This window comes from Ruegeria sp. HKCCA5839, assembly GCF_013035585.1.
In the GTDB taxonomy this organism is placed as follows: domain Bacteria; phylum Pseudomonadota; class Alphaproteobacteria; order Rhodobacterales; family Rhodobacteraceae; genus Ruegeria.
On sequence record NZ_WQIE01000003.1, the window covers coordinates 54,064 to 76,803 of the forward strand.

Genomic DNA, 22,740 nt, shown 5'->3' on the forward strand with positions numbered 1-22,740 from the left:
GTTCCAAGCGGGTTCAAGCAGCAGTTCGGGGCAAGGCGTGATCAGTCGAATTTACGAGACGGTGCCAAAACCATTGCCTCACCGACCAGAACCTTTTTGCCGTCTACCGCGCAATGACAATCCAGCTTGACCCGGCGCTTGGCAAAGTCGATGTCGATCACCTTGACCTCGGCATAAACCATGTCGCCCGGGCGCACGGGGGCAAGAAACTTGAGCGATTGCCCCATATAGACTGTGCCGTGACCCGGAAGCTGCTCACCGATCACGGCCGAGATCAGACCGGCAGTCAGCATGCCATGGGCGATCCGGCCTTCAAAGATCGTATCCCGGGCATAGTCATCGTCCAGATGCACCGGGTTCCGGTCGGTTGAGACCTGGGCAAACATTTCGATATCCTCGTCCGTCACCACTTTGCGCAGATGCCGGCTTATGCCCATTTCGATGTCTTCGATACAGATCGTACCGCGTGGAAGATTGTCCAACATGTCACCCTCATGCGAGTTTGGCGGGCAACAAAAATTCTGCAGATGCCCAAGTTTGGCAACTTTATTACTTCGCAACTGCAGAAAATCAAGCTTTTTCTGACTAGCGCAACCGACCAATCGTGTAGGTCGGGTTGATGTTTTCCCTTGCAATATAATCGGTTAGGGATTCGTGGTGCGGATGGTGCTCGGTTTTTGTTTCAGCCGCGGCCAATCCACCTGAAATGAATAGGGAATCAATCCCTTCGCCCATCCCGCCCAGAATGTCGGTATGCGGTCCATCGCCGATGACCAGAATGTCGCTGTCGGGGATGTCATGCCCCAACTCCTGCAACCGGCGTCGCGCCAGATCGTAGATCGGAGGGTGGGGCTTGCCGAAATAAAGGCTCTCGCCACCCATTTCGGTGTAAAGCTTCGCCAAGGCGCCTGCACACCATTCGCGCACTTCACCACGGTCCACTACGATATCGGGATTGGCGCAGAGCAGCTTGAGGCCCTTTTGCTTGGCATAGAGAAAGTCGGGCCGATTAACGTCAGGATCCGCCATTGGATCAAACGGGCCGCAGCAGACAATCCCTTCCGCCTCGTCCAACGGAACGCGTTCGATATGGATCGGATGATGCAACAGTTTAAGCGGCTCAAAAAAGCCCGCATCCCGCTGCCATTCTCCCATGAAATAGACCTTCTCACCCACTGCGCCCCGGTACATCGCGGAACGTGCCGAATCCCCACTAGTGGCGATGGTGTCATAGGCATCAATCGGTACGTTAAATTGCACCAATTGTTCTCTCACGCCAGCGCGCGGTTTGGGAGAGTTCGTGACCAACACAACAACACCGCCCCGCTGGCGATAGGCTTGAAGTGCGGCCACAGCTTCAGGATAAGCGGTGATGCCATTGTGAACACAGCCCCAAAGATCGACGAACAGGGCTTTGTATCGGTCAGAAATTTCAGCCAGCGATGAGACGATTTGGGTCATGGAGCTTACTTTCCGGGCGAATGACAGGGTGGTTCAGCCTATGGCAGAGGCAGGTCGGTTTGGCCAGAGGGGGCTCTGCCCCCGCCGCGGCAGGCCGCGACTCCCCCGAGGTACTTTCAAACAGAAGAAGAATGGATCCTCTGCTTCTTCTGTTTCCAAATACCTCGGAGCGCGAGGCAGAGCCTCGCAATAAAGCAAAAAGGCGCCCGTTTGGGGCGCCTTCAGGTCGGTGATCAGACCTTGAGATTTGGAATAATCTGCTTTTTGCGGCTCATGATGCCAGGCAGAACCACGGCATCCCCATCGACCTGCGCATCAAAGCTTTTTTCGGCAACGGTTTTTACCAGGTCGTTTGGCACCAGCAACGTGGCCTCTTCATTCAGGATATCGACAACAAACAGCAATACCTGGTCCACTCCGTCCTCGCTGGCGACGTCAACCATCGAAGCGGCGAGGCTGTCTTTGCGGTCCAGAACAACGCCCGGCGCGGTTGTTTCCAGTACCGAGACGCGGAATTTGGTGCCGTCGACCTCGTATTCCTTGCTGTCCATGCGGATCAGTTCGGCGTCCGAGAAGGACGAGACATCCGACTTTGCCGAAAACATTTCAGCCGCATAGGCCGATACGTCCAGGCCCAGATCGGCTGCCAGTTTCTCGGCCACGGCACGGTCATGCGGGGTGGTGGTAGGCGAGCGGAACTCCAGCGTGTCGGAAAGGATGCAAGTGAGCGCGGCGCCTTTCACCGCGTCGGGCATACGGGCTGCGTCGTCCCCGATCAGGTCAAGCATGATTGTGGCGGTGCAGGCCAGAGGGCGCACGGTGATGTCGATCGGGCCTTTGGTTTCCAGCCCACCGACCAGTTTGTGGTGATCGATGATGGCGCGGATATCAGCTCCGTTGACGCTGGCGGGCAGTTCGGCGGGGTTGTTGGTGTCTACGATAACGACCGGAGCATCCGCTTCGACATCGCCGATGATGCGCGGTTTGGGCAGGTCCCAGCGCTGCAGCATGAAAGCTGCTTCGGTGTTGGGCTCACCAAGCAGAACGGGCTCGGCGCTCTCGCCTTTCACTTCGTTCAGATACCAGGCCCACAGGATCGGAGAGCCGGTGGAATCTGTGTCGGGGGATTTGTGGCCAAATACAAGGGTTGTCATGTCAGCGTCCTGAGGATTGTATATTTGCGCGCCTTATAGGGTGGTGCTGCACGCTTGTCACGCCGTCCTGTGCCGAATGCGACGGTTGGTCTGGGTTTGCTTGACCAGCGCCTAGAACGGAGCGCGCGTGAGGGTGTAGCCTGCAGTCTGCAGCTGGTTCAGCAGGCCATAAGTATCACCCAAATGAGCGGCACCCACGGCGATGACGGCGGTTTGGTCCTCGATGGCCAGAATGCGTTGCATCCAGCTGTTGTTCCGTTCGACCAGCAGGCTTTGTTCGATCTTGACCCATTCCTCTTCAAACTCGTCTTCGGGCAGGCCCGCAAGCTCTCGCCCGAACAGGCGGCCGAACAGAAGCACCTCGGCGTGCCTTTCGTTGAAATAAGAGTTTGCCATCGTGGTGATCTGATCTTCACCTTGCTGGAAAGTGGCTGTCATGCGGGCCAGGGATTTCGCCTGATCTTCCAAAGGGTACCGGTTAAACAAGCGCATCAGGTCATCGATGCTTTCGAGTGAGTGTTGCGCAATCCCATGTTCTTTGGCCAGCGCGGTCAGCCGGGTGTCGAGGCCGAATTCCGGTTGCGGAGTTTGCAAGATGCAGGTCGGAAGTGCCAGCATCATGCCCAGAAACCACGGGCGCATCTTTGCCGCCATCCAGGAGGGGATGCCCCGTTCGGCCAATATGGCGGACAGATCGGCCCAGTCCTCTTCTGGCAACAGGTCAACCAGTGTGGGCCCCGAGGTGATCAGAACCGGGCTTGGATCCGCAGCCAGGCGTTTTTCCCAGGCATCAAGTTCGTCTTTTGTGACTTCGAAATAGAAAGCGTCAGCGTGTTTGAGGGTCGGGGCCAGACGGTCGACGATTGCGTCCATCTGGGGAAAATTGAGGTGCAGGGTGCCTATGATATGCAGTGTCGTCTGATCTTTGGTGGCAATCCAGTGGTTCCCTTCCGGGAAGGGTAGGGTGGCCAATGTGGCATCGAATTCAGCTTTTGAGGCGGGCGACAAATCCTGCATCAGATCGCGACCCTCGCAAGCGGCGTAAGCAGATACAGGCAGCAGCATCGAGAGTAAGAGCAGAAATATGCGCATTGGAATTTACCCTTGCAAATCAGTGGTGCCGGAACACTGCCGCGCAGAGCCGGTAGGTGCAAGCACGTTAATCGGCTGGTATTTACCCGCAATTTGCCTAGCATTGCGCCATGGACCGCGAGCAGGATCTTTATCCCCCCATCAAGGCTTTGTTAGAGCGTCAGGGGTACACTGTGAAAGGCGAGGTTGGGGCCGCCGACATTGTCGCCGTGCGGGGGGACGAAGCCCCTGTTATTGTCGAATTGAAACTGCGTTTTGCGCTTGCGCTGTTCCATCAGGCGATCACGCGGTTGCGGATCACGGATCAGGTCTATGTTGCCGTGTGCAAGCCCAAAGGGCGGACGGCGCGGCGCGCGCTCAAGGACAATCTGAACCTGTGCCGCAGGCTCGGGTTGGGGTTGATCACTGTGCGCCCAGACGGCCGGGTTGAGGTTCATTGCGACCCCGGGCCCTATGCGCCGCGCAAGGACAAGGCCAAAGCGGCGCGGTTGTTGCGTGAGTTTGACCGGTTGCAGGGCGACCCCAATGCAGGCGGCGCGACACGTTATGGGATTGTGACGGCCTACCGACAGGACGCTCTGAAATGCGCGGCGCATCTGGCGGAACATGGCGCAACCAAAGGGTCGGATGTTGCAAAGGCGACCTGTGTTGATGCAGCGACGCGTTTGATGCGCGAAAATCACTATGGCTGGTTCGACAAAGTAGACAAAGGTGTCTATGCACTTTCCAAGGCCGGGCAGGACGGTTTGAAACACTGGGCTTATAGCTGGGAACAGAGCGAATAATCCGACCTTATTCCGTCAGATCCTGAATTTTGGAAAAATCCCTCACAACTTGTTGACTCGGGCGCGGCGACTGCCTAGCTATGCGTCGTTATCACTCGGTAGGTGTGAGTGCTAACGCCTCGCGTTTCCGCGAGGGGAGGATAGATAACTTTGAGCCCAAGGAGCTGCAAAGATGGCATTGAAACCGCTTCATGACCGTGTGCTGGTTCGTCGCGTTGAAAGCGAAGAGAAAACCGCAGGCGGCCTGATCATTCCTGACAGCGCAAAAGAAAAGCCCAGCGAAGGCGAAGTTGTTGCGACCGGTGAAGGCGCGCGCAAGGACAGCGGCGAGCTGATCGCAATGGCTGTAAAAGCTGGCGACAAGATCCTGTTCGGCAAATGGTCGGGCACCGAGGTTCAGGTCGACGGCGAAGAGCTGCTGATGATGAAAGAAAGCGACATCATGGGGATCATCGAGTAAGCCCTGGCGCTTTCTCTGATCTTCCGTCTCAACATATTTCTCAAGGAGAAACGACATGTCTGCAAAGGACGTCAAATTTGACACCGATGCCCGTAACCGCATGCTGGCCGGCGTAAATGTTCTGGCTGATGCTGTTAAAGTGACACTGGGCCCCAAAGGCCGCAACGTGGTACTGGACAAATCCTTCGGCGCACCGCGCATCACCAAAGACGGTGTATCGGTTGCCAAGGAAATCGAACTGGAAGACAAGTTCGAAAACATGGGCGCGCAAATGGTGAAAGAAGTCGCCAGCCGCACCAATGACGAAGCCGGTGACGGCACCACCACTGCTACTGTTCTGGCCCAAGCCATCGTGCGCGAAGGTCTGAAGCAGGTTGCAGCGGGCCTGAACCCGATGGACCTGAAGCGTGGCATCGACCTGGCGACCGCCAAGGTTGTTGAAGGCATCAAGTCGGCTTCGCGCGAAGTCAAAGACTCGGCAGAAGTTGCTCAGGTTGGTACAATCTCTGCCAACGGCGAAGCTGAAATCGGCCAGCAGATCGCAGACGCGATGCAAAAAGTTGGCAACGAAGGCGTCATCACCGTTGAAGAAAACAAAGGTCTGGAAACCGAGACCGACGTTGTCGAAGGTATGCAGTTCGACCGTGGCTACCTGTCGCCTTACTTCGTGACCAACGCAGACAAGATGATCGCAGAGCTCGACGACTGCATGATCCTGCTGCACGAAAAGAAACTGTCTTCGCTGCAGCCGATGGTTCCGCTGCTGGAGCAAGTGATCCAGTCGCAAAAGCCGCTGCTGATCATTGCCGAGGATGTTGAGGGCGAAGCGCTGGCGACTCTGGTTGTCAACAAACTGCGCGGCGGCCTGAAAATTGCTGCTGTCAAAGCACCGGGCTTCGGCGATCGCCGCAAAGCCATGCTGCAAGACATCGCAATCCTGACCGGCGGTCAGGTCATCAGCGAAGATCTGGGCATGAAGCTCGAGTCCGTCACCATGGACATGCTGGGCACTGCCAAAAAGATCGAGATCACCAAAGACGAAACCACTATCGTTGACGGTGCAGGCGAAAAAGCCGAGATCGAAGCGCGTGTTGGTCAGATCCGCACTCAAATCGAAGAAACCACCAGCGACTACGACCGTGAGAAACTGCAAGAGCGCGTTGCCAAACTGGCAGGCGGTGTTGCTGTTATCCGTGTCGGCGGCATGACCGAAGTTGAAGTGAAAGAGCGTAAAGACCGTGTGGACGATGCTCTGAACGCAACCCGCGCTGCTGTACAGGAAGGCGTTGTTGTGGGCGGCGGTGTTGCTCTGGTTCAGGCCGGTAAAGCTTTGGAAGCCCTGAAAGGTGCAAACGCCGATCAGGACGCGGGTATCAACATCGTACGCAAGGCCATCGAAGCGCCTCTGCGCCAGATCGCTGAGAACGCAGGCGTCGACGGTGCGGTTGTTGCGGGCAAAGTTCGTGAATCCTCGGATGCGTCCTTTGGCTTCAACGCTCAGACCGAAGAATATGGCGACATGTTCTCGTTCGGCGTCATCGACCCGGCCAAAGTTGTTCGGACCGCTCTGGAAGACGCGGCATCGGTTGCAGGCCTTCTGGTCACCACCGAAGCCATGGTCGCCGACAAGCCTGCCAAAGAAGGCGCGGCACCGGCCGGTGGCATGCCCGACATGGGCGGCATGGGCGGCATGATGTAAGCTTACCGCTTACGCAGTTGCGAATTGAGACGGGGTCGCCTTGGGGCGGCCCCGTTTTTGTTTTGAATGGCCGCTGGTGCGGCCATGCCTCCGGCGGAGGTATTTTTGAACAGAAGAAGCGGGGTGGCGCGTCTGCGTGAAAGGGAGTGTGCAAAGCTTTTCGAAACCGCTATGCGGTTGGGATGCAATTGTTTCTTCTGACTGCCCTGACCATGTGCGCCTTTGCGTCAAACTCGATTCTGAATCGGCTGGCCGTTGAAAGCGGCGCGAGCGATCCAGCGGGTTTTGCCGTGATCCGGGTTTTGTCAGGGGCGTTGGTGCTGGCAGCCCTGGTGGTGCTGAGGTCCGGGCATTTACCGCTGAGAAACAGGCGGCGGATCGCGGGGGCGGGATCCTTGTCGCTTTACATGATAGGGTTCTCGCTGGCCTATCTGACCCTGGATGCAGGGTTGGGCGCTTTGATCCTGTTCGGGGTGGTGCAAATTACCATGTTTGCGGTGACATCGGTCACTGGTGCGGCACCGACGATGCGGCAAGTTTCAGGCGCGGCGATTGCGCTGTTGGGGCTTGCATATGTGCTTTGGCCGTCAGGGGATGTGCGGGTCGATCCTATCGGAGCGATGCTAATGGTGGCTGCTGGCGTTGGTTGGGCAATCTATTCGCTGGTGGGTCGATCCGAACCCGACGCGTTGGCCGGAACCGCAGCCAATTTCATTGTAGCTTTGCCGGTGACAGCACTGGGGTTGATCCCGCTGGGCGGCAATTGGGACATGAGCGCTGCTGGATACGCTCTGGCAGCGCTGTCCGGCGGGGTTACCTCGGGCTTGGGTTATGCGCTTTGGTATCGGGTTTTGCCGCAACTGGCCGCTACAACGGCAGCGGTCGTGCAACTCAGCGTTCCGATCATCGCCATTGTGGCGGGCGTGGTCTTGCTGGGCGAGGCCGCAAGCCTGCGCCTGATCCTGGGTGCTGCGCTTGTTTTGGGTGGTATCGCGTTGGCCGTCTTGCGCCTGACGCCGCGCTAGGGGTTTTATCACCCCAAGTTTGGGCGTATTTGGCGGCTATGAAGTTTGTGTTTGCCTTTGTTCTGTGTCTGGCCCCCGGACTGCTCCATGCCAAATGCGTGGTGTTGCTGCATGGTCTGGCCCGTACAGAGGCGTCGTTTACGGTGATGGAGCAACTGTTCAAGGCGCATGATTATCACGTTGTCCGCCCGGGCTATCCTTCGACTGACCTGACGATTCCGGAATTGGCTGATCAAACGATGCCCGAAGCGTTTGCAGCCTGCGGCGAGGATACGGTGAACGTTGTGGCCCATTCGATGGGGGGCATTCTTCTGCGGTACTGGCTGCAGGACAATCACCCGCAAAATCTGGGCAGAACGGTCATGCTTGGGCCGCCCAACCAAGGCAGCCAACTGGTCGACGAGTTGGGCGCTTACGAGGTGTTCGGCATGTTGAACGGACCGGCAGGTCTGGCGTTAGGGACAGGCCCCGAAGGTATCCCGCGACAACTGCCCCCGGTCACATTCGAGCTTGGGGTGATCGCGGGTGAAAATTCGTTGAACCTGCTGTTTTCCTCGCTGATCGACGGCCCGGATGATGGCAAGGTTTCGATTGAGACCACAAAGGTCGACGGGATGAAGGACCATATCGTTCTGCCGGTGACGCACACATTCATGATGAACAACCCTTGGGTCATGGCGCAGGCGCTGCATTTCATCGAATTTGGTCGTTTTGATCCGGAGATCACCTGGCTGGACGGGGTTACGGACATTATTGACGAGATCTGCATCGGTCTGGATTGCTCCGAACCTGATTCCGAGCGGTCGGAATGAGCGCATTATCGTTAACGCTGACAGGCGCTCAGGTTTTGACGCCTGATCGGGGGCTGTTCGCCACGGATCTGTCTTTGGCTGACGGTGTCATTTGTACGAACGCGTCTGCTCGCCAAGTGGATCTGTCTGGCTATTGGGTCCTGCCCGGTATCATCGATCTGCATGGCGATGGTTTCGAACGCCATATCGCGCCGCGCCGGGGGGCGATGAAGCAGATGACCGAAGGCATTCTGGCCGTCGAGGCCGAGCTTGCCGCAAACGGGATCACGACAGCGGTTTTGGCCCAGTTCTACAGCTGGGAAGGCGGTGTGCGCGGGCCCGACTTTGCAGCACAGGTCTTTGACGCCATCGCGGCCGTGGGTCCAGCGACCGTGACGGATCTGATCCCTCAGTTGCGGTTCGAAACTCATATGCTGGATCACTACGCGGAACTGCCAGACCGCATCGCCGCCTGGAAGATTCCCTATGTTGTGTTCAACGATCATCTGCCGCATGACCGTTTGGCCGAGGGGCGCAAACCCCCGCGTTTGACCGGGCAGGCGTTGAAGGCAGGGCGCAACCCAGAGGCGCATTTCCAAATGCTGTTGGACATGCATACGCGGCGCGGAGAGGTGCCTGCTGCGCTTGACCTTCTTTGTGCCGAACTCAGAGAGCAGGGCGTGCGTCTGGGCAGCCATGACGATTCAACATCCGAGGATCGGGCAACCTGGCGCGCGCGGGGTGCGCAAATATCGGAGTTTCCCGAGACGCTTGAAGCCGCCGAAGCGGCGCAGCAGGCCGGAGATCACGTTATTCTTGGATCCCCCAATGTGGTGCGTGGCGGGTCGCACAAAGGCAATGTCAGCGCGTTGGACCTGATCGCCATGGGGCTATGTGACGCCATTGCCTCCGACTATCACTATCCCAGCCCGCGCCGCGCCGCCCTGATGCTCGCCAAATCCGGACTGGTTGATCTGGCAGGTGCGTGGGCGTTGGTTTCGTCCGGTCCGGCACGCGTGCTGGGCCTGTCAGATCGCGGAGAACTCAGCCCCGGAAAACGCGCCGATCTGGTCATACTGGACGCAGACACCCACCGCGTTGCAGCCACATTATCAGCCGGGCGGGTCAGCTATATGGCCGGAGATATCGCGGCCCGCTTTCTGCGCTGATCCGCGCTTTACCTGGCCAAAAAAATCCCCGCCGGAGGCATCGCGCACAAGCGCGACTACGACTTGCGGACGATCCGGTTGAAATGGCCCATCTTGCGGCCTGCTTTTACCTCGGCCTTGCCATAAAGATGCAGCGCCACGTCACGTTCCTGCGCCAATTGTGGGACGCGGTTAATGTCATCGCCGATCAGGTTTTCCATCACCACGTCCGAATGACGTTGCCCGTCGCCCAGCGGCCAGCCAGCAATTGCGCGGATATGTTGTTCAAACTGATCAACGGCGCAACCGTTCTGCGTCCAATGGCCCGAGTTATGCACACGCGGTGCGATCTCGTTCACGATCAAACCCTGCGGTGTGACAAACAGCTCGACACCCATGACCCCGACATACTCCAAAGCGTTCAGGATATTGGCTGCCAACAGAACAGCATCTGTTCGCTGAGTTGCCGAAAGCCGGGCCGGGATCTTTGTAGTATGCAGGATACCGTCGCGATGCACGTTTTCACCGGGATCGAAACAGGCCACCGCACCGTCAAGCCCGCGTGCGGCAATGATGGAAACCTCGTGCGAAAATTCGATGAACCCCTCTAGAATCGCCGGTGCTCCGGCCATGTCGGCCAGCGCAGCTGCGGCATCTTCGGGTGTGCGCAGCCGGGCCTGCCCCTTGCCATCATAGCCAAACCGCCGGGTCTTCAAGATAGAAGGGGTTCCGATCCGATCAATTGCCGCCTCAAGGCTGGCCAGATCAGCGATGTCGGCGAAAGGAGCCGTTTGCAGCCCCAGATCCTGGAGATAGGTTTTCTCCGTCAGCCTGTCCTGGCTAACTCGCAACGCCTCGCGCCCGGGGCGGATTGGCCGGTGCGCTTCCAGAATATCCAGCGCCTCGGTGGGGATATTCTCAAACTCATAGGTGATGACATCGACGCTGTCGGCAAAGCGCTTGAGCGCCTCGACATCGTCATAGGCCGCCGTTGTCACCCGGTCCGCCACCTGACCGGCAGGCGGATTGGCTCCCGGCTCAAAGATGTGGCTGACAAAGCCCAGCCGGGCTGCGGCCACGGACAACATCCGGCCCAATTGGCCACCGCCCAAAATTCCGATCACTGCGCCTGGGGCCAGCATTTCCGCCATGTTCAAGTCTCCAAACGTTTGCCGATTGCATCAAGCGCCACGCGCAGTGCTTCATGCGCCCCGTGGCTGCGCAATGTCTCTGTCATCTGCAGGCTGAGCGTGCCGTCTGTCGCAAGATCATCCCGTTCCCGTGCAAGGCGCCCGGCGGCACCTTTGTCCATATTCGCCAAAAAGCCTGCCATTAACTGCGTGGTATAGAATTCGGCCCCGGCGTCATCTCCGGTTGTGCGACCCAACCAGGCCGCGCCGCTGGCCATCAGATCGAGCAGGCCGGGAACCATGGCGCAGATTGCAAAATGGGCGTTCAACGCGGCTTCATCCGCGACTTTGACAACAGGGTTTTCTGGCTCGAACAACTCGGCCAGAACGCTGTCATTGCCGTAAGCTGCCAACGGGCAGCCACCGTTTTCCAGAAACCCCAAGGGGATGGTCTGAACAAAATCGGACGCGGGTGCGCATAGCTGCGCCAATTGCTGGGCCGAGACAGAGGCCATCACCGAAACGATCCGCTGATCTGCGCGGAAGCTTAGCGGGGCCAAGACGTCGGACGCGACCTGCGGGCGCAGACATAAAAAGACGATGTCCGAGGCGTCTATTACCCCCTGCGGGTCCGCGACCTGCGCGCCTATCTCGCGCTGTAGTTCAGTTGATGCGTCGATATTGCGCCGAGTGACGGAAACCTCATGCCCTCTGGCAGCCAAGAAGCGGGCCATCGGCGCGGCGATATGGCCGGTTCCGATAAACCCGATGCGGCTCATCCCTGCGGTTCCTGCGGGATCGAATCTGACAGGGCCGCGCGCCAGGCATCCAGCCGCCCCGCCAGCACGTCATCCTGCAAGGCGAGAATACCGGCAGCCATCAGGCCCGCATTGATAGCCCCCGCCGATCCAATGGCCATGGTCGCCACGGGAAACCCTTTGGGCATCTGCACAATGGAATAAAGCGAATCGACGCCCGACAATGCGCGGGTCTGAACCGGCACGCCGATGACCGGCACACGTGTTTTCGATGCCATCATGCCCGGCAAATGCGCGGCCCCTCCGGCTCCGGCGATGATAACCTGCAATCCGCGCGACACGGCGGTTTTGCCATAGTCCCAAAGCCGGTCAGGGGTGCGGTGGGCCGAAACGATGCGCGCCTCGTAAGCGACACCCAACTCGTCCAGAATATCAGCAGCGTCCTTCATCGTGGGCCAATCCGACTGGCTGCCCATGATGATCCCCACTTTCACATCGCTCATCCGCTTTTGTCTCCGCGCTCAGAAAGAGCGCGCACTATAGCCAAATCCCTAAGGCTGGCAATGAGCGAGAGGGTCTTCAGGCGATGATATCTGGTGTCAGGCGATCTTCGATAATGCGAATGATGTCTTTCAGCCGCAGTTTCTCTTTCTTGAGACGCCGCAAGGTCAGTTGATCAGCTGTTCCACGGTCATGCAACGCTTCAATCGCCTCATCGAGATCCCTGTGCTGGCGGCGAAAAACCTCAAGCTCGACCCGCAGAACTTCATCTGTTTTCATGGAAAGGTCTGTGGGCGCGTTCATTGGCGACTCGTGGTTTGTTCTGGTGCGTTGCAAACAAGATAGTGTGTCAGACGTTATCACGCCAGACCTTGTGGACATCCTGTATTCTTCCCATATTCTATATCAGATGGTCGCCAGAATGGGGCCTCAAACGACGTCGCTTTGACAAAAAAGGACGAAAAACGTGTCGAAACTTACTCTTGGCTCATACCCGCATCTTTTGGGGTTCGAGCAGCTGGAACGCCTTCTGGAACGGTCTGCAAAGGCTGGCAATGAAGGGTACCCGCCCTACAATATCGAACAAACATCGGATTTTTCCTACCGGATCACGTTGGCCGTGGCCGGGTTCGCCGAAGAGGACCTGTCGATCACCATCGAAGACCGTCAATTGGTGATCCGGGGCCGTCAACGCGACGACAGCGAAGGGCGCATTTTCCTGCACCGCGGGATCGCGGCGCGACAGTTTCAGCGCATGTTCGTGCTGGCCGATGGCGTGGAAGTGGGCGAGGCGATCATGGAAAACGGTCTGTTGCATGTGGACCTGACCCGCGCTGTGCCTGAAACCGTGGTGCAAACGATCAACATAAGAAAGGGGTAAGAGCAATGAATACACCGATTGAAATCAATGCCGAAGGCGACCGCATCGTCTATGTAAAGACAATTGATGTCGCTGATTTGCCCAGCGATTTGCGCGATCAAGCAGGCGATCTGGATCAGCTTTACGCCGTTCACGACTCAGACGGCCAGCAACTGGCACTTGTGGCCGATCGCAAGCTGGCCTTTGTGCTGGCTCGTCAGCACGACCTGTCACCGGTGGCCGTTCACTGAAACGGCCCCTTGTGATTTCCACGTGACATCTGCCGCCCCAAAGGCGAGATATGCGGAACCCGATGGGTTTTGCAAAGGAAAGGGGCGTTGGGCATGGGCTGGTACGACTTTGACTGGGTAGATGCATTCACCGACCGCGCCTTTGGTGGCAATGGATGTGCTGTTGTGCATGGCGGGGCTGAACTGACCGAGGATGTTTGCAAGGCCTATGTCCGTGAGACTTCTCTGGTCGAATGCACGTTTACCGGGCCTTCTGACATTGCCGACCTTCGCGTGCGGTATTTTCTGGCCAGCCGCGAGATCCCTTTTGCCGGACATCCCACCATTGCCACCGTCGCGGCCTTGCGGTCGCGCGGGCTGGTGCAAGTGGATCATCTGACGCTTGAGACGGGGGCCGGGATTGTAGCCATCCAGCTGAACGGGGATGAGATAGAGATGACGCAGGTGGCACCCCAGTTCGGTGCCCATGTGCCTGCTGAACTGGTGGCCGCGACGGTTGATCTGCCGGTGGATGCGATCATCTCTCCGCCCCAATTTGTCTCAACCGGTCTGCCGTTTTGCATCACCGTTCTGCGCGATCATGCAGCATTGCGCGCCGCGCGTCTGGTCGAGGAGCCGTTGCGCGAGGTTGCCAAATCTGCGGGGCATTCCGGTTCGGATATGGCCGAGCCTTTTCTGGTCACGCTGCAGGGCGCAACCGAAAGGGGTGACACGTTTTCTCGATTATTGATGGCCCCGCCAAACCCGGCTGAGGACCCATTTACCGGATCAGCCACCGGTGCGATGGCTGCCTATCTGTGGAAATACGGGCTGTTGAACAAAGACAGTTTTACCGCCGAGCAAGGCCACGATATGGGCCGCCCCGGTCAGGCTACGGTGACGCGTGTCGGGCCGCCCGAGGCAATGACCGGTATCAAGGTGGCTGGGCGTGGTCATATTTTGATGCGGGGCCAGGTCGATCTGCCTGAGGCCGCTCTGTGACCGACCCCGCAATTGCCATTTTGCCCTATGGTCACCGGCTTGGCCCCTCTCTGGCCAAGCTACCATTGGCCGAGCTGATCTGGCCACTTGGCTGCCCGGATCGTTTGCGTGGCAAAACGGTTGGGGATCTTGAGCGTAGCGATCATCTGATCATGTTCCCGAACTCAAGCGTGCATCTCAAACTGCGTCGCGGCACGCGGGCGCAAATCTCGTTGATGATGGGTGAGCCCTCGGCGATCCACGGCAAGCACGACCGGATGTTGCGCTATACTTGGCGGCGGTTCTTTCGGGTGATGACGTTTCACGATGTATTGCTCAAGTCGCTGCCCAACGCAGTGTTTCTGCCTTATGGCGTGACGATGGTGCCGGATTGGCAAGAGTTATCGGCAGAGAAAACAAAAAACTGTTCTCTGATCGCGTCTGCCAAGCGTGATCTGGAAGGCCATCAACTGCGCCACAAGGTGATTGACTGGGCGCGCGAAACTGGCGCCGATATCGATATCATGGGGCGCGGCTATACACCGTTCGAACATAAATCCGACGGTCTGGCCCCGTATCGCTATTCCGTGGTGATCGAAAACGTGCGTGAGCGGAATTACTTTTCCGAAAAACTCACCGACGCGATCCTGTGCGGCACGGTACCCATCTATTGGGGCTGCCCGAATATTGATGATTTCTTTGACACTTCAGGCATGATCCTGTGCGAGTCCGAGGCGGAGATTCAGCGCGCCATTCAGTCGACATCGCCGCAGGACTATGCGGCGCGTTTGCCGCGCTTGCAGGCGATACAACCAGTGGCAGCCGATTATGGCGATTTCGAATCCCGCGCCGCACGTACCCTGTTGGAACAAGTGAAGGCAGACTAATGCTCGGTGGCAGATGGTGCCAGCCACCCCACCGGTCGGATCGGATTGGCCTCTGGTTCGATCCCGTGCCTCTGACACAAGCGATGCAGATATGACCCGACAAAAGGCAAACCATTTGCCGTCTGCGAAAGAAGCTTCTTTTGATGGCCATAAACGTGAACCGAATGGACGTTTGGTCGTTCGATCTGGCTGGTCCGAACAGCCGGGTCGTGCAAGTGGAGGAAATCGGCCTTAGCCAGCGGATAAAACACATCCGCTTCCATTGCATATCGGTCTTCGCCGGTTTGCGCCAGAAAGTGTTGCAATGCTTTGGGGCCGGAACTGCCCCAGGGCAGCGACTCGATCCCCCAGCTCTCGCCTTGTCGAACACGTTGTATGTTTCTGCGCTGCATCCGAGGTCCGCGCCAGGGCTGTGTCGGGTTCGGCGAGGTCAGAAATGCCAGCATGAGCTCGAGAGCCCGCGAGGTTGGGGGCAGGCGCAGGACGCCATTGGGAAACTCACCCGTTTGCGACCGACAGAAAACATAAACCGATGAGAATGCGAAAGGTTTGACGCAATAGGCATCCAAATCGACCCAGATGAAATCTGTCAATTGAGACAGTCGAAGTCGAAAAAGATCCGAGAAAACTGCGACCTTCAGCCTGTCCGTGTGATCCATTGCAAACGGTGGGGGCCAAAGGATTTCCGCGGCAGGACGCATCTCGGTCCCGTCTGGGAGGCCTGCGACAGGATGAGATGTATAAAGAACGAACCGGTGGCCGCGATCCAGATAAGAGCGAATGCATAGCGCCTCCAGCCAGCTCAGGTCTGATCCGTACCAGAAACCGGCGATGGTGGGCAGGGCAGTATTCATATTCGGTTCGCTTGCATGGCCTGACAATTGCATCGACCGCGACCAGGTTTGTCAATCGCCACAAAAAAAGCCCCCGGAAACCGGAGGCTTTTGAAACCATTTTGTCGGCGATCAGGACGCGGCGATCAAGCCCATGCTTTCCAGCTTCAGCAAAACCTGGTGGGCGCAGTTGTCGACATCGACATTTTCTGTTTCGACGCTGAGCTCGGGGTTTTCAGGCACATCATAGGGGTCTGAGATGCCGGTAAACTCTTTGATCTTGCCTTCGCGCGCCAGTTTGTAGAGACCCTTACGGTCACGGCGTTCGCATTCCTCGATGCTGGTGGCCACATGAACCTCGCAGAAGGCACCAAAGGCTTCGATCTCTTCCCGGACCGCGCGTCGTGTGGTGGCGTAAGGTGCGATCGGGGCGCAGATCGCGATGCCGCCGTTCTTGGTGATCTCAGAGGCCACATAACCAATGCGACGGATGTTCAGATCGCGGTGCTCTTTCGAGAAACCCAGCTCCGACGACAGGTTCTTACGCACGATGTCCCCATCGAGCAGGGTAACAGGACGGCCACCCATCTCCATCAGTTTGACCATCAAGGCATTGGCGATGGTGGATTTGCCCGACCCCGAGAAGCCGGTGAAGAACACAGTAAAGCCCTGCTGGCTGCGCGGCGGCTTGGTCTTGCGCAACTCGGCCACAACCTCGGGGAAGCTGAACCATTCAGGGATTTCCAGACCTTCTGCCAGACGGCGACGCAGCTCGGTGCCTGAGATGTTCAGGATCGTGACATTGTCGCGATCTTCGATCGCGTCATTCGGCTCGTATTGCGCGCGCTCCTGCACATAGACCATGTGTTTGAAATCGACCATTTCGATGCCGATCTCATCCTGGAATTTGCGGAACAGGTCCTGCGCGTCATAGGGGCCGTAGAAATCTTCGCCCTGGCTGTTCTTGCCGGGGCCGGCGTGGTCGCGGCCCACGATGAAATGAGTGCAGCCATGGTTCGCACGGATCAGCCCATGCCAAACGGCCTCGCGCGGGCCAGCCATACGCATCGCCAGGTTCAGCAGCGACATCGAGGTCGTCGAGGCCGGGTATTTGTCCAGCACCGCCTCATAGCAGCGCACGCGGGTGAAATGATCGACATCGCCGGGTTTGGTCATGCCGACAACCGGGTGGATCAGCAGGTTGGCCTGTGCTTCTTTGGCTGCGCGGAAAGTCAGTTCCTGGTGCGCGCGGTGCAGCGGGTTGCGGGTCTGGAACGCAACGATGCGACGCCATCCCAGCTTGCGGAAATAGGCGCGCAGTTCGTTCGGTGTATCGCGGCGGGCGCGAAAATCGTAGTGGATCGGCTGCTGGATCCCGGTCACAGGGCCACCCAGATAAACCTTGCCCGCAACATTGTGCAGATAATTCACAGCCGGATGCGCATCGTCATCGGCACCAAAGACCATTTCGGCTTCGCGCGCTTTGTTGGGCGTCCAACGGTCGGTCACAGTCATCGTGCCCAGGATCACGCCTTCTTGGTCGCGCAACGCGATGTCCTGGCCCAGTTCGATGCTGTCGGCAAACTCTTCGTTTACATCCAGCGTGATCGGCATCGGCCATAGCGTGCCATCGGCCAAGCGCATGGTGTCGACAACGCTGTCATAGTCTGCTTCGCTCAGAAATCCCTTGAGCGGATTGAAGCCGCCATTCATCAACAGTTCGAGGTCGCAGATTTGGCGTGGTGTCAAATCCCAGCTGGTAAGGTCAGCCGCTTCGACCTTCAGCTTTTGTGCAGATTCGTAAGAAACATAGAGTTCTGGGATCGGGGCCAAATTGTTTAACATCGTCATCGTAATACTCTTAGGGACATGTGCCGTGGCGGCGTTGCGGATAGTTTCGTCGCGCATTTGCCCCGGTCTGAGCGCAATGTCCAGAGATGTCGGCGAACAAAGGACGAAATGCGCTGATTTTGCCGGTTTTGGACAGAGTATTCCAGATTCCAGCCAATAGGTGACAGATTGTCCGCAGTATTTTGATGGCGGGTCGGGGTCTAGGCGATCTGCTCTTCCGGGGCGGTCAGAGCATCAAGATCTACTGCGTGTTTCAGGGGAAGTGCAGGAACCGGGTCTGCCACACCCCGCAGCCGGAATTCTCGCAGTTGAGAGCGGTCTGGTTCTATGCCGGCCGCTTGAAGAACTTTTGCCGAAGCCAAAAGCTCGACACTCAGCGCCTTGGTCTCACCTTCCAGACGGCTGGCGACGTTAACCGCGTCACCGATGATGGTCCTAGGCGCGTGTTTGGCCGCACCGATTTCACCAAGTACCAAATCGCCCAAGTGCAAACCCATGCCGATGCGAATGGCGGGGCTGCCTTCGGCTTCAAGCTGTTGGTTGAACCGCGCCAAAGCACGGCCGATATCCGCCGCAGCCGCAAGACTGGCCCGGGCCGAGCTTTCGGCATCGGGGGTCTCGAACATCGCAAGCAACCCGTCACCCATGTATTTGTCGACGGTTCCACCATGGGCGGTGATTGATGGGACAATGGCGTCAAAAAACCGGTTCAGCAGGAATACGATATCATAGGGTAACTGACCTGTGGTGCGCGCGGTAAACCCACGCATGTCCAGAAACAGCACGGCCAGTTGCCGTTCCTGCCCCTGGCTTGCGTGTGCGCGGTCGCGCCCGCCTTCGGGGCGAAATACCCGAAACACGGTCAGCGGCTCTGTCGGGCGCAACTGGCAGGCCAGCCGCGTGCCTTCAGCAGCACCGACAGCAGCAAGGCTGCGCGCTTCGGCCTCACTGGGTGGTGGCAGTTTGCCCGCGCCGTCCTCGACGATCACCCGGCAGGTCGTACAACGGCCTTTGCCCCCGCACAGCGCGGTATGGGGAACCCCATTTGACTGAGACATCTCAAGCAATGTCATGCCCTTTTCAGAGGTGACATCGGGGCCATTGACATAGCGCACATGGACCGAATGCCGCCGCCGCCACAGCTTGCGACCGAAATAGGTCAACGCGGTCAAGGCAAGCAGCCCCCAGAACACTTTCTTAGAGGTGTCGCCGACCGCAAACAGCGCTGCAAATTCGTCCTGTGTCGGCCAGTTATAGTGCTCGATATACTGCTCACGTAGAAAAGGATCGGCGAAATCAGACCAGAGACGGCGCCCTTCGGTCAAAACACCGGACAGGGCGAAAGCGGGAACAAAAACCGCAAATCCGATCAGATAAGGAACAAGCGACCCCCACCACCTGGTCAGGCGCAGCCACATGTGCAGCCCGATGCAGCCATGGATCCAGACGATCAGCAATAGCAGGCTTTGGGTCCAGATCGCAGTGCTGGGCCACATCAGGATGATGATATAACCCATCTCATCGTTGACGTCGAAAACCTCATGGGCATAGCGGGTCTGAACGATATGGGTGATCAATTGTAACGGGATCAACAGCCCCAGAACTGCCTGCAATGCCAGCGAAAACGGCATGCGCAAAGTGCGGCGTTGGGCGATCGAGATAAGGGCCAAACCCGCATGGGTCACAAGCGCCACATAGAGTATCGCACTCATGATGTTATGGCGCGTGACGAATTTCCGCCCGTCCTGCATGTCATGCAGCAGGTCGGTGTGGAACAGTCCCATACCGATATTCAAGAAGTGGAAAAACGCAAAGACAAACAGCACAAGGCCGCTAGCGATCCTAAGCCGGCTCGCCCATCCGCCGCGCCATAGAATGCTCGCCACCGATCTCACCTGTCGTCGTTTTGTCTATCAGGATTTTGGGATGCCAAGGGGCAGGGGTCAATAGACCCCTCCTGATCTTGATCGTGATGGGTCTTGCGGAACCCGACTTGTGCAGGTCAGTCCTGTTCGGCCAGAAACCGTTCGGCATCCAGCGCGGCCATACATCCCATCCCGGCACTCGTGACGGCTTGGCGATAGATATGGTCGGTTAGGTCACCGGCGGCAAAAACCCCGGGAATCGATGTTTCGGTCGAGCCGGGCTTGGTCACCACATACCCGCCCATATGGGTTTCAAGCGCATCCTTGACCAACTCATTGGCCGGAGCATGACCAATGGCGACAAAGACGCCCTTACAGGGGATTTCGGTCACCTCGCCGGTTTTGACGTGTTTCACGCGGACGCCTTCGACGCCCAGCGGGGCGTCCGTCCCGATCACCTCATCCAGTTCGTGAAACCAGAGCGGTTCGATCTTTTCATGCTTGAGTAGGCGGTTTTGCAGGATCTTTTCGGCCCGCAACTCATCGCGGCGGTGAATAAGGGTCACTTTGCTGGCGAAGTTGGTCAGAAACAACGCTTCTTCGACCGCTGTGTTCCCGCCGCCGATCACAACAATTTCCTGCCCGCGATAGAAGAAGCCGTCGCAAGTTGCGCAGGCTGAAACGCCAAAGCCCTTGAATTTCTCTTCTGACGGCAGTCCTAACCACTTGGCCCGGGCGCCGGTGGCCAGAATGACCGCATCGGCGGCATAGACGGTTCCGCTGTCGCCTTTGGCGGTGAACGGGCGCTGGCTTAGGTCCAGATCGTTGATGATGTCGCCAATGACCTCACAGCCCATGGCCTTGGCATGATCTTGCATGCGCACCATCAGATCGGGGCCCTGTACTTCCGTGTCGCCTGGCCAGTTCTCGACCTCGGTTGTTGTTGTCAACTGACCACCGGGTTCGATCCCTTGAACCAGAATGGGCTGCAACATCGCACGACTGGCATAAACGCCGGCGGTATATCCGGCCGGGCCCGAGCCGATGATCAGAACTTTGGTATGTCGTGTCTCGGCCATGGTTCCCCCAATTGATCTGCCGTGCGGGCGCAACGCCCCAATGCGGTTGGATATAGCGATGCCCGCGCCGGGCTTAAACCCCCTTCAGTCGGGGTCAAATTGATGAAAAATCGAACGCGCAACATCTGGTTCTTACAGGATGGAGCAAAGATTATTGCTCTGATGCGAAAGAATATTGCGCCTTTTGGGGGTGCTGATATAACAACCAAAAATTTGAGGAGCAAATAATGGTCACCACCCGGCTGGACGAAATAGACCGCAAGATACTGGCGGAATTGCAGGCCGATGGGCGTATGACCAATGTGGAACTGGCCAAACGCGTTGGAATTTCCGCGCCGCCCTGTTTGCGCCGCGTCAGGACACTGGAAGAAGCGGGTTTTATCCGTGGGTATCACGCCGAGGTCAACGCGCGCGAGCTTGGGTTTGAAGTTCAGGTATTTGCGATGGTCGGTTTGGAGAGCCAGGCCGAATCCGAACTCAGCGCGTTTGAGGCGCGGTGCCAGGAATGGCCCTTGGTTCGCGAATGTCACATGCTGAACGGTGAAGTCGACTTCATGCTGAAATGTGTCGCCCCTGATCTAAGCAGTTTTCAGCAGTTCCTGACCGGGGAACTGCTGACAACACCCAATGTGGCAAGTGTTAAAACGTCACTTGTTATTCGCGGCGCCAAAGACGAGCCAGGCGTGCCATTCGATGTCCTGGAAGACCGGATGAACCGAACGGCCTAACACCCAGATGTTCCGCTTCGGGGATTCGAGGTGGCAGCCAAGCGACCACCGCCAAGGAAAAAACCCAGCCTAATAATATCTGCATAATGCCCCCACGACTTGCAGTTTCAATTCTTTGGCTCACGCTGTAATTGCGTCCACCTCTCCATCTCCGGCGCGCGGCATCAGCAGCGGTCCGAAATCGCTTAATGTGTCAATATGCGCGAACAGGTTCAGATAGACCGCGCGCAAGGATTGACTGATCATTCGCACTGCGTTCGTACCAGGGTGATAGGTTTCGAACTGCAGCCCATCGACTTGAATAACGGAATGTCGCGGTACGCAAATGTGAAACAGCTCGACCGGTGTGGGCGGTAGCGTTTCGATGACGTTCATCCCATCCTGGAACTCGCTGACGGGACATAACATGGGTTGGCCGCCGCTTAGGTGCCGCAAATGTGCTGGCACACCGAGAAGCCGGGCCGCAGGACCTGTGATCACTCCAGACATCGGTTTTTGCATGCCGAAAGTGTCGGCCATGATGCGCGTCAATGGGCGCATGCGGCCGCGTGAATCTTCGCGCCCGGGAACAAGCGTTACGGACCCTTTCCAAACAACCGGCTGCGAACCGCCATCTTGTGTCTGCACTTCGTCACCGGGCAGCAGATCTTCGATAGCCATCGGACCTTGAGTGGTTTCCACAATCGATCCTCGGGTAAAGGCGCAGAAAGCATCTTCGAACATCGGTAAGGCCGGGGCAATGTGGCGGGTCTGTGTTACCTCGCCATTGCTCAGAAGTGTGCTCACCTCATAGCGCCGCAGCTGCGCTTTTTGTTTTGTTCCCTGTCTTGGCGCTTCACGCAACATGGCCGATGTTTCGACCGCGTTCCGAGCTGCACGAGACAGTGTGTTTGGAATGTTCATTTTTATTCCGTCCCCTCGCATTGTGCAGGCCAAGCCGTTGAACCCCCGAACAACATTGCCCAACCAGTGTCGTCTCTGCCCGGGCTGCGTAAGCTGTTCACTACGTCGCCTGTGCAGCGCACCGTCTTCTCAGAAAACCATAACAAACTGTTCACTCTACCGACCCCCAGACATACTCTTACTAAGCAGACAAAATTGGTCTGCGCCTTTTGGCTCTTGGCAGCTTCCGGCATCAGGTCAGAGCCAAGCCTGATGCGGTATTCTCATCTAGTTCGGGAAGTGACAGATATTCCCGACTTAATTCTTGTGTCAGCGACGCTCAGCCAATCGACGTGCTACCCTGACAGAGCCGCTGGAAACTCGTTTCCAAGGCATTTCTGGTTGCAGGATCTGAGCGCTTGCGATCACAGCGCGAAGAAAACGGGATCTTGTCTTCATTTTCTGTCCTGCTCTTGTCTTTGGGGCAAGAAGCCCTGGCATCCTTTGTAACTCCTTTGTGACCGGGCTTTGCGGCACAGAT

24 protein-coding genes are annotated in these 22,740 nt (G+C 57.7%); 11 read left to right on the forward strand and 13 right to left on the reverse strand.

Annotated features, from left to right (window positions below; genetic code table 11):
- Positions 1–41: 41 nt before the first annotated feature.
- The 4 genes from GOV38_RS09855 to GOV38_RS09870 all read right to left on the reverse strand — a co-directional run bounded on the left by GOV38_RS09855 (position 42) and on the right by GOV38_RS09870 (position 3,707).
- Complete coding sequence (locus GOV38_RS09855; RefSeq protein WP_171209985.1) at positions 42–485, reverse strand: MaoC family dehydratase; 444 nt, start codon at positions 483–485, stop codon at positions 42–44.
- 100 nt (positions 486–585) lie between these two features.
- Positions 586–1,461, reverse strand: coding sequence for a TIGR01459 family HAD-type hydrolase (locus GOV38_RS09860; RefSeq protein ID WP_171209984.1), 876 nt, complete (start codon positions 1,459–1,461; stop codon positions 586–588).
- A gap of 233 nt (positions 1,462–1,694) precedes the next feature.
- On the reverse strand, positions 1,695–2,615 hold the full coding sequence (locus tag GOV38_RS09865; RefSeq protein WP_171209983.1) for a manganese-dependent inorganic pyrophosphatase: 921 nt from the start codon (positions 2,613–2,615) through the stop codon (positions 1,695–1,697).
- Positions 2,616–2,726: 111 nt separating this feature from the next.
- Positions 2,727–3,707, reverse strand: coding sequence for a TraB/GumN family protein (locus tag GOV38_RS09870; RefSeq protein WP_171209982.1), 981 nt, complete (start codon positions 3,705–3,707; stop codon positions 2,727–2,729).
- Between the two features lie 110 nt (positions 3,708–3,817).
- Between GOV38_RS09870 and GOV38_RS09875 the strand changes: the two genes are divergently transcribed.
- From GOV38_RS09875 to GOV38_RS09900, 6 genes are all read left to right on the forward strand, one after another.
- Positions 3,818–4,492, forward strand: a complete 675-nt coding sequence (locus GOV38_RS09875) for a DUF2161 domain-containing phosphodiesterase (RefSeq protein WP_171101757.1) — start codon at positions 3,818–3,820, stop codon at positions 4,490–4,492.
- A 172-nt stretch (positions 4,493–4,664) separates the two neighbouring features.
- Entirely contained in the window at positions 4,665–4,952 is a 288-nt protein-coding gene (gene groES / locus GOV38_RS09880) for a co-chaperone GroES (RefSeq protein WP_170423103.1), read from the forward strand.
- A 55-nt stretch (positions 4,953–5,007) separates the two neighbouring features.
- On the forward strand, positions 5,008–6,651 hold the full coding sequence (gene groL / locus GOV38_RS09885; RefSeq protein ID WP_171101758.1) for a chaperonin GroEL: 1,644 nt from the start codon (positions 5,008–5,010) through the stop codon (positions 6,649–6,651).
- Between the two features lie 182 nt (positions 6,652–6,833).
- Positions 6,834–7,676 (forward strand): DMT family transporter, encoded by an 843-nt coding sequence (locus GOV38_RS09890; RefSeq protein ID WP_171209981.1) that lies wholly within the window; start codon positions 6,834–6,836, stop codon positions 7,674–7,676.
- 38 nt (positions 7,677–7,714) lie between these two features.
- Positions 7,715–8,488: a triacylglycerol lipase gene (locus GOV38_RS09895; protein WP_171209980.1), complete on the forward strand. Its 774-nt coding sequence runs from the start codon at positions 7,715–7,717 to the stop codon at positions 8,486–8,488.
- Positions 8,485–9,636: an alpha-D-ribose 1-methylphosphonate 5-triphosphate diphosphatase gene (locus GOV38_RS09900; RefSeq protein ID WP_171209979.1), complete on the forward strand. Its 1,152-nt coding sequence runs from the start codon at positions 8,485–8,487 to the stop codon at positions 9,634–9,636. Before GOV38_RS09895 ends, GOV38_RS09900 begins: the two co-directional genes overlap by 4 nt.
- A 56-nt stretch (positions 9,637–9,692) precedes the next feature.
- Here GOV38_RS09900 and GOV38_RS09905 read toward each other — a convergent pair whose 3' ends face one another.
- The 4 genes from GOV38_RS09905 to GOV38_RS09920 form a co-directional block, all read right to left on the reverse strand.
- Positions 9,693–10,766 carry a 5-(carboxyamino)imidazole ribonucleotide synthase gene (locus GOV38_RS09905; RefSeq protein WP_171209978.1) on the reverse strand — a complete coding sequence of 358 codons (1,074 nt, stop codon included), beginning with the start codon at positions 10,764–10,766 and terminating at the stop codon, positions 9,693–9,695.
- 2 nt (positions 10,767–10,768) lie between these two features.
- A complete protein-coding gene (locus GOV38_RS09910) occupies positions 10,769–11,524 on the reverse strand; it encodes an NAD(P)-binding domain-containing protein (protein WP_171209977.1) in 756 nt (251 codons plus the stop codon).
- Positions 11,521–12,006, reverse strand: coding sequence for a 5-(carboxyamino)imidazole ribonucleotide mutase (gene purE, locus GOV38_RS09915; RefSeq protein ID WP_171101764.1), 486 nt, complete (start codon positions 12,004–12,006; stop codon positions 11,521–11,523). Before purE ends, GOV38_RS09910 begins: the two co-directional genes overlap by 4 nt.
- A gap of 76 nt (positions 12,007–12,082) precedes the next feature.
- On the reverse strand, positions 12,083–12,307 hold the full coding sequence (locus GOV38_RS09920) for a YdcH family protein (protein ID WP_050604880.1): 225 nt from the start codon (positions 12,305–12,307) through the stop codon (positions 12,083–12,085).
- Between the two features lie 163 nt (positions 12,308–12,470).
- Between GOV38_RS09920 and GOV38_RS09925 the strand changes: the two genes are divergently transcribed.
- From GOV38_RS09925 to GOV38_RS09940, 4 genes are all read left to right on the forward strand, one after another.
- On the forward strand, positions 12,471–12,884 hold the full coding sequence (locus GOV38_RS09925; protein WP_058275530.1) for an Hsp20 family protein: 414 nt from the start codon (positions 12,471–12,473) through the stop codon (positions 12,882–12,884).
- 5 nt (positions 12,885–12,889) lie between these two features.
- On the forward strand, positions 12,890–13,114 hold the full coding sequence (locus GOV38_RS09930) for a DUF1150 family protein (RefSeq protein WP_171101765.1): 225 nt from the start codon (positions 12,890–12,892) through the stop codon (positions 13,112–13,114).
- A gap of 93 nt (positions 13,115–13,207) precedes the next feature.
- Complete coding sequence (locus tag GOV38_RS09935; protein WP_171209976.1) at positions 13,208–14,095, forward strand: PhzF family phenazine biosynthesis protein; 888 nt, start codon at positions 13,208–13,210, stop codon at positions 14,093–14,095.
- Positions 14,092–14,961: a glycosyltransferase family 10 gene (locus GOV38_RS09940; RefSeq protein ID WP_171209975.1), complete on the forward strand. Its 870-nt coding sequence runs from the start codon at positions 14,092–14,094 to the stop codon at positions 14,959–14,961. The genes GOV38_RS09935 and GOV38_RS09940 overlap by 4 nt, the downstream gene beginning before the upstream one ends.
- Here the strand turns inward: GOV38_RS09940 and GOV38_RS09945 are convergent.
- The 4 genes from GOV38_RS09945 to trxB all read right to left on the reverse strand — a co-directional run bounded on the left by GOV38_RS09945 (position 14,958) and on the right by trxB (position 20,589).
- Positions 14,958–15,815 (reverse strand): hypothetical protein, encoded by an 858-nt coding sequence (locus GOV38_RS09945; protein ID WP_171209974.1) that lies wholly within the window; start codon positions 15,813–15,815, stop codon positions 14,958–14,960. The two genes, GOV38_RS09940 and GOV38_RS09945, sit on opposite strands and share 4 nt — an antisense overlap.
- Before the next feature lie 111 nt (positions 15,816–15,926).
- A complete protein-coding gene (locus tag GOV38_RS09950; protein ID WP_171209973.1) occupies positions 15,927–17,645 on the reverse strand; it encodes a bifunctional sulfate adenylyltransferase/adenylylsulfate kinase in 1,719 nt (572 codons plus the stop codon).
- Positions 17,646–17,845: 200 nt separating this feature from the next.
- Positions 17,846–19,531, reverse strand: a complete 1,686-nt coding sequence (locus tag GOV38_RS09955; RefSeq protein ID WP_171133266.1) for an adenylate/guanylate cyclase domain-containing protein — start codon at positions 19,529–19,531, stop codon at positions 17,846–17,848.
- 116 nt (positions 19,532–19,647) lie between these two features.
- The gene (gene trxB / locus GOV38_RS09960; protein WP_171209972.1) at positions 19,648–20,589 is read right to left on the reverse strand and encodes a thioredoxin-disulfide reductase; all 942 of its coding nucleotides are present in this window, start codon (positions 20,587–20,589) and stop codon (positions 19,648–19,650) included.
- Between the two features lie 227 nt (positions 20,590–20,816).
- On the opposite strand from trxB, the gene GOV38_RS09965 reads away from it, so the two are divergent.
- Positions 20,817–21,317, forward strand: a complete 501-nt coding sequence (locus GOV38_RS09965) for an Lrp/AsnC family transcriptional regulator (RefSeq protein WP_171209971.1) — start codon at positions 20,817–20,819, stop codon at positions 21,315–21,317.
- A gap of 120 nt (positions 21,318–21,437) precedes the next feature.
- Here GOV38_RS09965 and GOV38_RS09970 read toward each other — a convergent pair whose 3' ends face one another.
- Entirely contained in the window at positions 21,438–22,220 is a 783-nt protein-coding gene (locus GOV38_RS09970; RefSeq protein WP_171133264.1) for a Hint domain-containing protein, read from the reverse strand.
- Between the last annotated feature and the right edge of the window lie 520 nt (positions 22,221–22,740).

Coding starts and splice junctions, on each gene's coding strand:
- GOV38_RS09870 (WP_171209982.1), bottom strand. CDS start 3,707: ATGCGCATATTTCTGCTCTTACTCTCGATGCTGCTGCCTGTATCTGCT.
- purE (WP_171101764.1), bottom strand. CDS start 12,006: ATGAGCGATGTGAAAGTGGGGATCATCATGGGCAGCCAGTCGGATTGG.
- GOV38_RS09945 (WP_171209974.1), bottom strand. CDS start 15,815: ATGAATACTGCCCTGCCCACCATCGCCGGTTTCTGGTACGGATCAGAC.
- GOV38_RS09875 (WP_171101757.1), top strand. CDS start 3,818: ATGGACCGCGAGCAGGATCTTTATCCCCCCATCAAGGCTTTGTTAGAG.
- GOV38_RS09935 (WP_171209976.1), top strand. CDS start 13,208: ATGGGCTGGTACGACTTTGACTGGGTAGATGCATTCACCGACCGCGCC.
- GOV38_RS09865 (WP_171209983.1), bottom strand. CDS start 2,615: ATGACAACCCTTGTATTTGGCCACAAATCCCCCGACACAGATTCCACC.
- GOV38_RS09860 (WP_171209984.1), bottom strand. CDS start 1,461: ATGACCCAAATCGTCTCATCGCTGGCTGAAATTTCTGACCGATACAAA.
- GOV38_RS09905 (WP_171209978.1), bottom strand. CDS start 10,766: ATGGCGGAAATGCTGGCCCCAGGCGCAGTGATCGGAATTTTGGGCGGT.
- GOV38_RS09895 (WP_171209980.1), top strand. CDS start 7,715: ATGAAGTTTGTGTTTGCCTTTGTTCTGTGTCTGGCCCCCGGACTGCTC.
- GOV38_RS09900 (WP_171209979.1), top strand. CDS start 8,485: ATGAGCGCATTATCGTTAACGCTGACAGGCGCTCAGGTTTTGACGCCT.
- GOV38_RS09950 (WP_171209973.1), bottom strand. CDS start 17,645: ATGACGATGTTAAACAATTTGGCCCCGATCCCAGAACTCTATGTTTCT.
- GOV38_RS09855 (WP_171209985.1), bottom strand. CDS start 485: ATGTTGGACAATCTTCCACGCGGTACGATCTGTATCGAAGACATCGAA.
- groES (WP_170423103.1), top strand. CDS start 4,665: ATGGCATTGAAACCGCTTCATGACCGTGTGCTGGTTCGTCGCGTTGAA.
- GOV38_RS09930 (WP_171101765.1), top strand. CDS start 12,890: ATGAATACACCGATTGAAATCAATGCCGAAGGCGACCGCATCGTCTAT.
- GOV38_RS09890 (WP_171209981.1), top strand. CDS start 6,834: ATGCAATTGTTTCTTCTGACTGCCCTGACCATGTGCGCCTTTGCGTCA.
- GOV38_RS09970 (WP_171133264.1), bottom strand. CDS start 22,220: ATGAACATTCCAAACACACTGTCTCGTGCAGCTCGGAACGCGGTCGAA.
- groL (WP_171101758.1), top strand. CDS start 5,008: ATGTCTGCAAAGGACGTCAAATTTGACACCGATGCCCGTAACCGCATG.
- GOV38_RS09920 (WP_050604880.1), bottom strand. CDS start 12,307: ATGAACGCGCCCACAGACCTTTCCATGAAAACAGATGAAGTTCTGCGG.
- trxB (WP_171209972.1), bottom strand. CDS start 20,589: ATGGCCGAGACACGACATACCAAAGTTCTGATCATCGGCTCGGGCCCG.
- GOV38_RS09965 (WP_171209971.1), top strand. CDS start 20,817: ATGGTCACCACCCGGCTGGACGAAATAGACCGCAAGATACTGGCGGAA.
- GOV38_RS09910 (WP_171209977.1), bottom strand. CDS start 11,524: ATGAGCCGCATCGGGTTTATCGGAACCGGCCATATCGCCGCGCCGATG.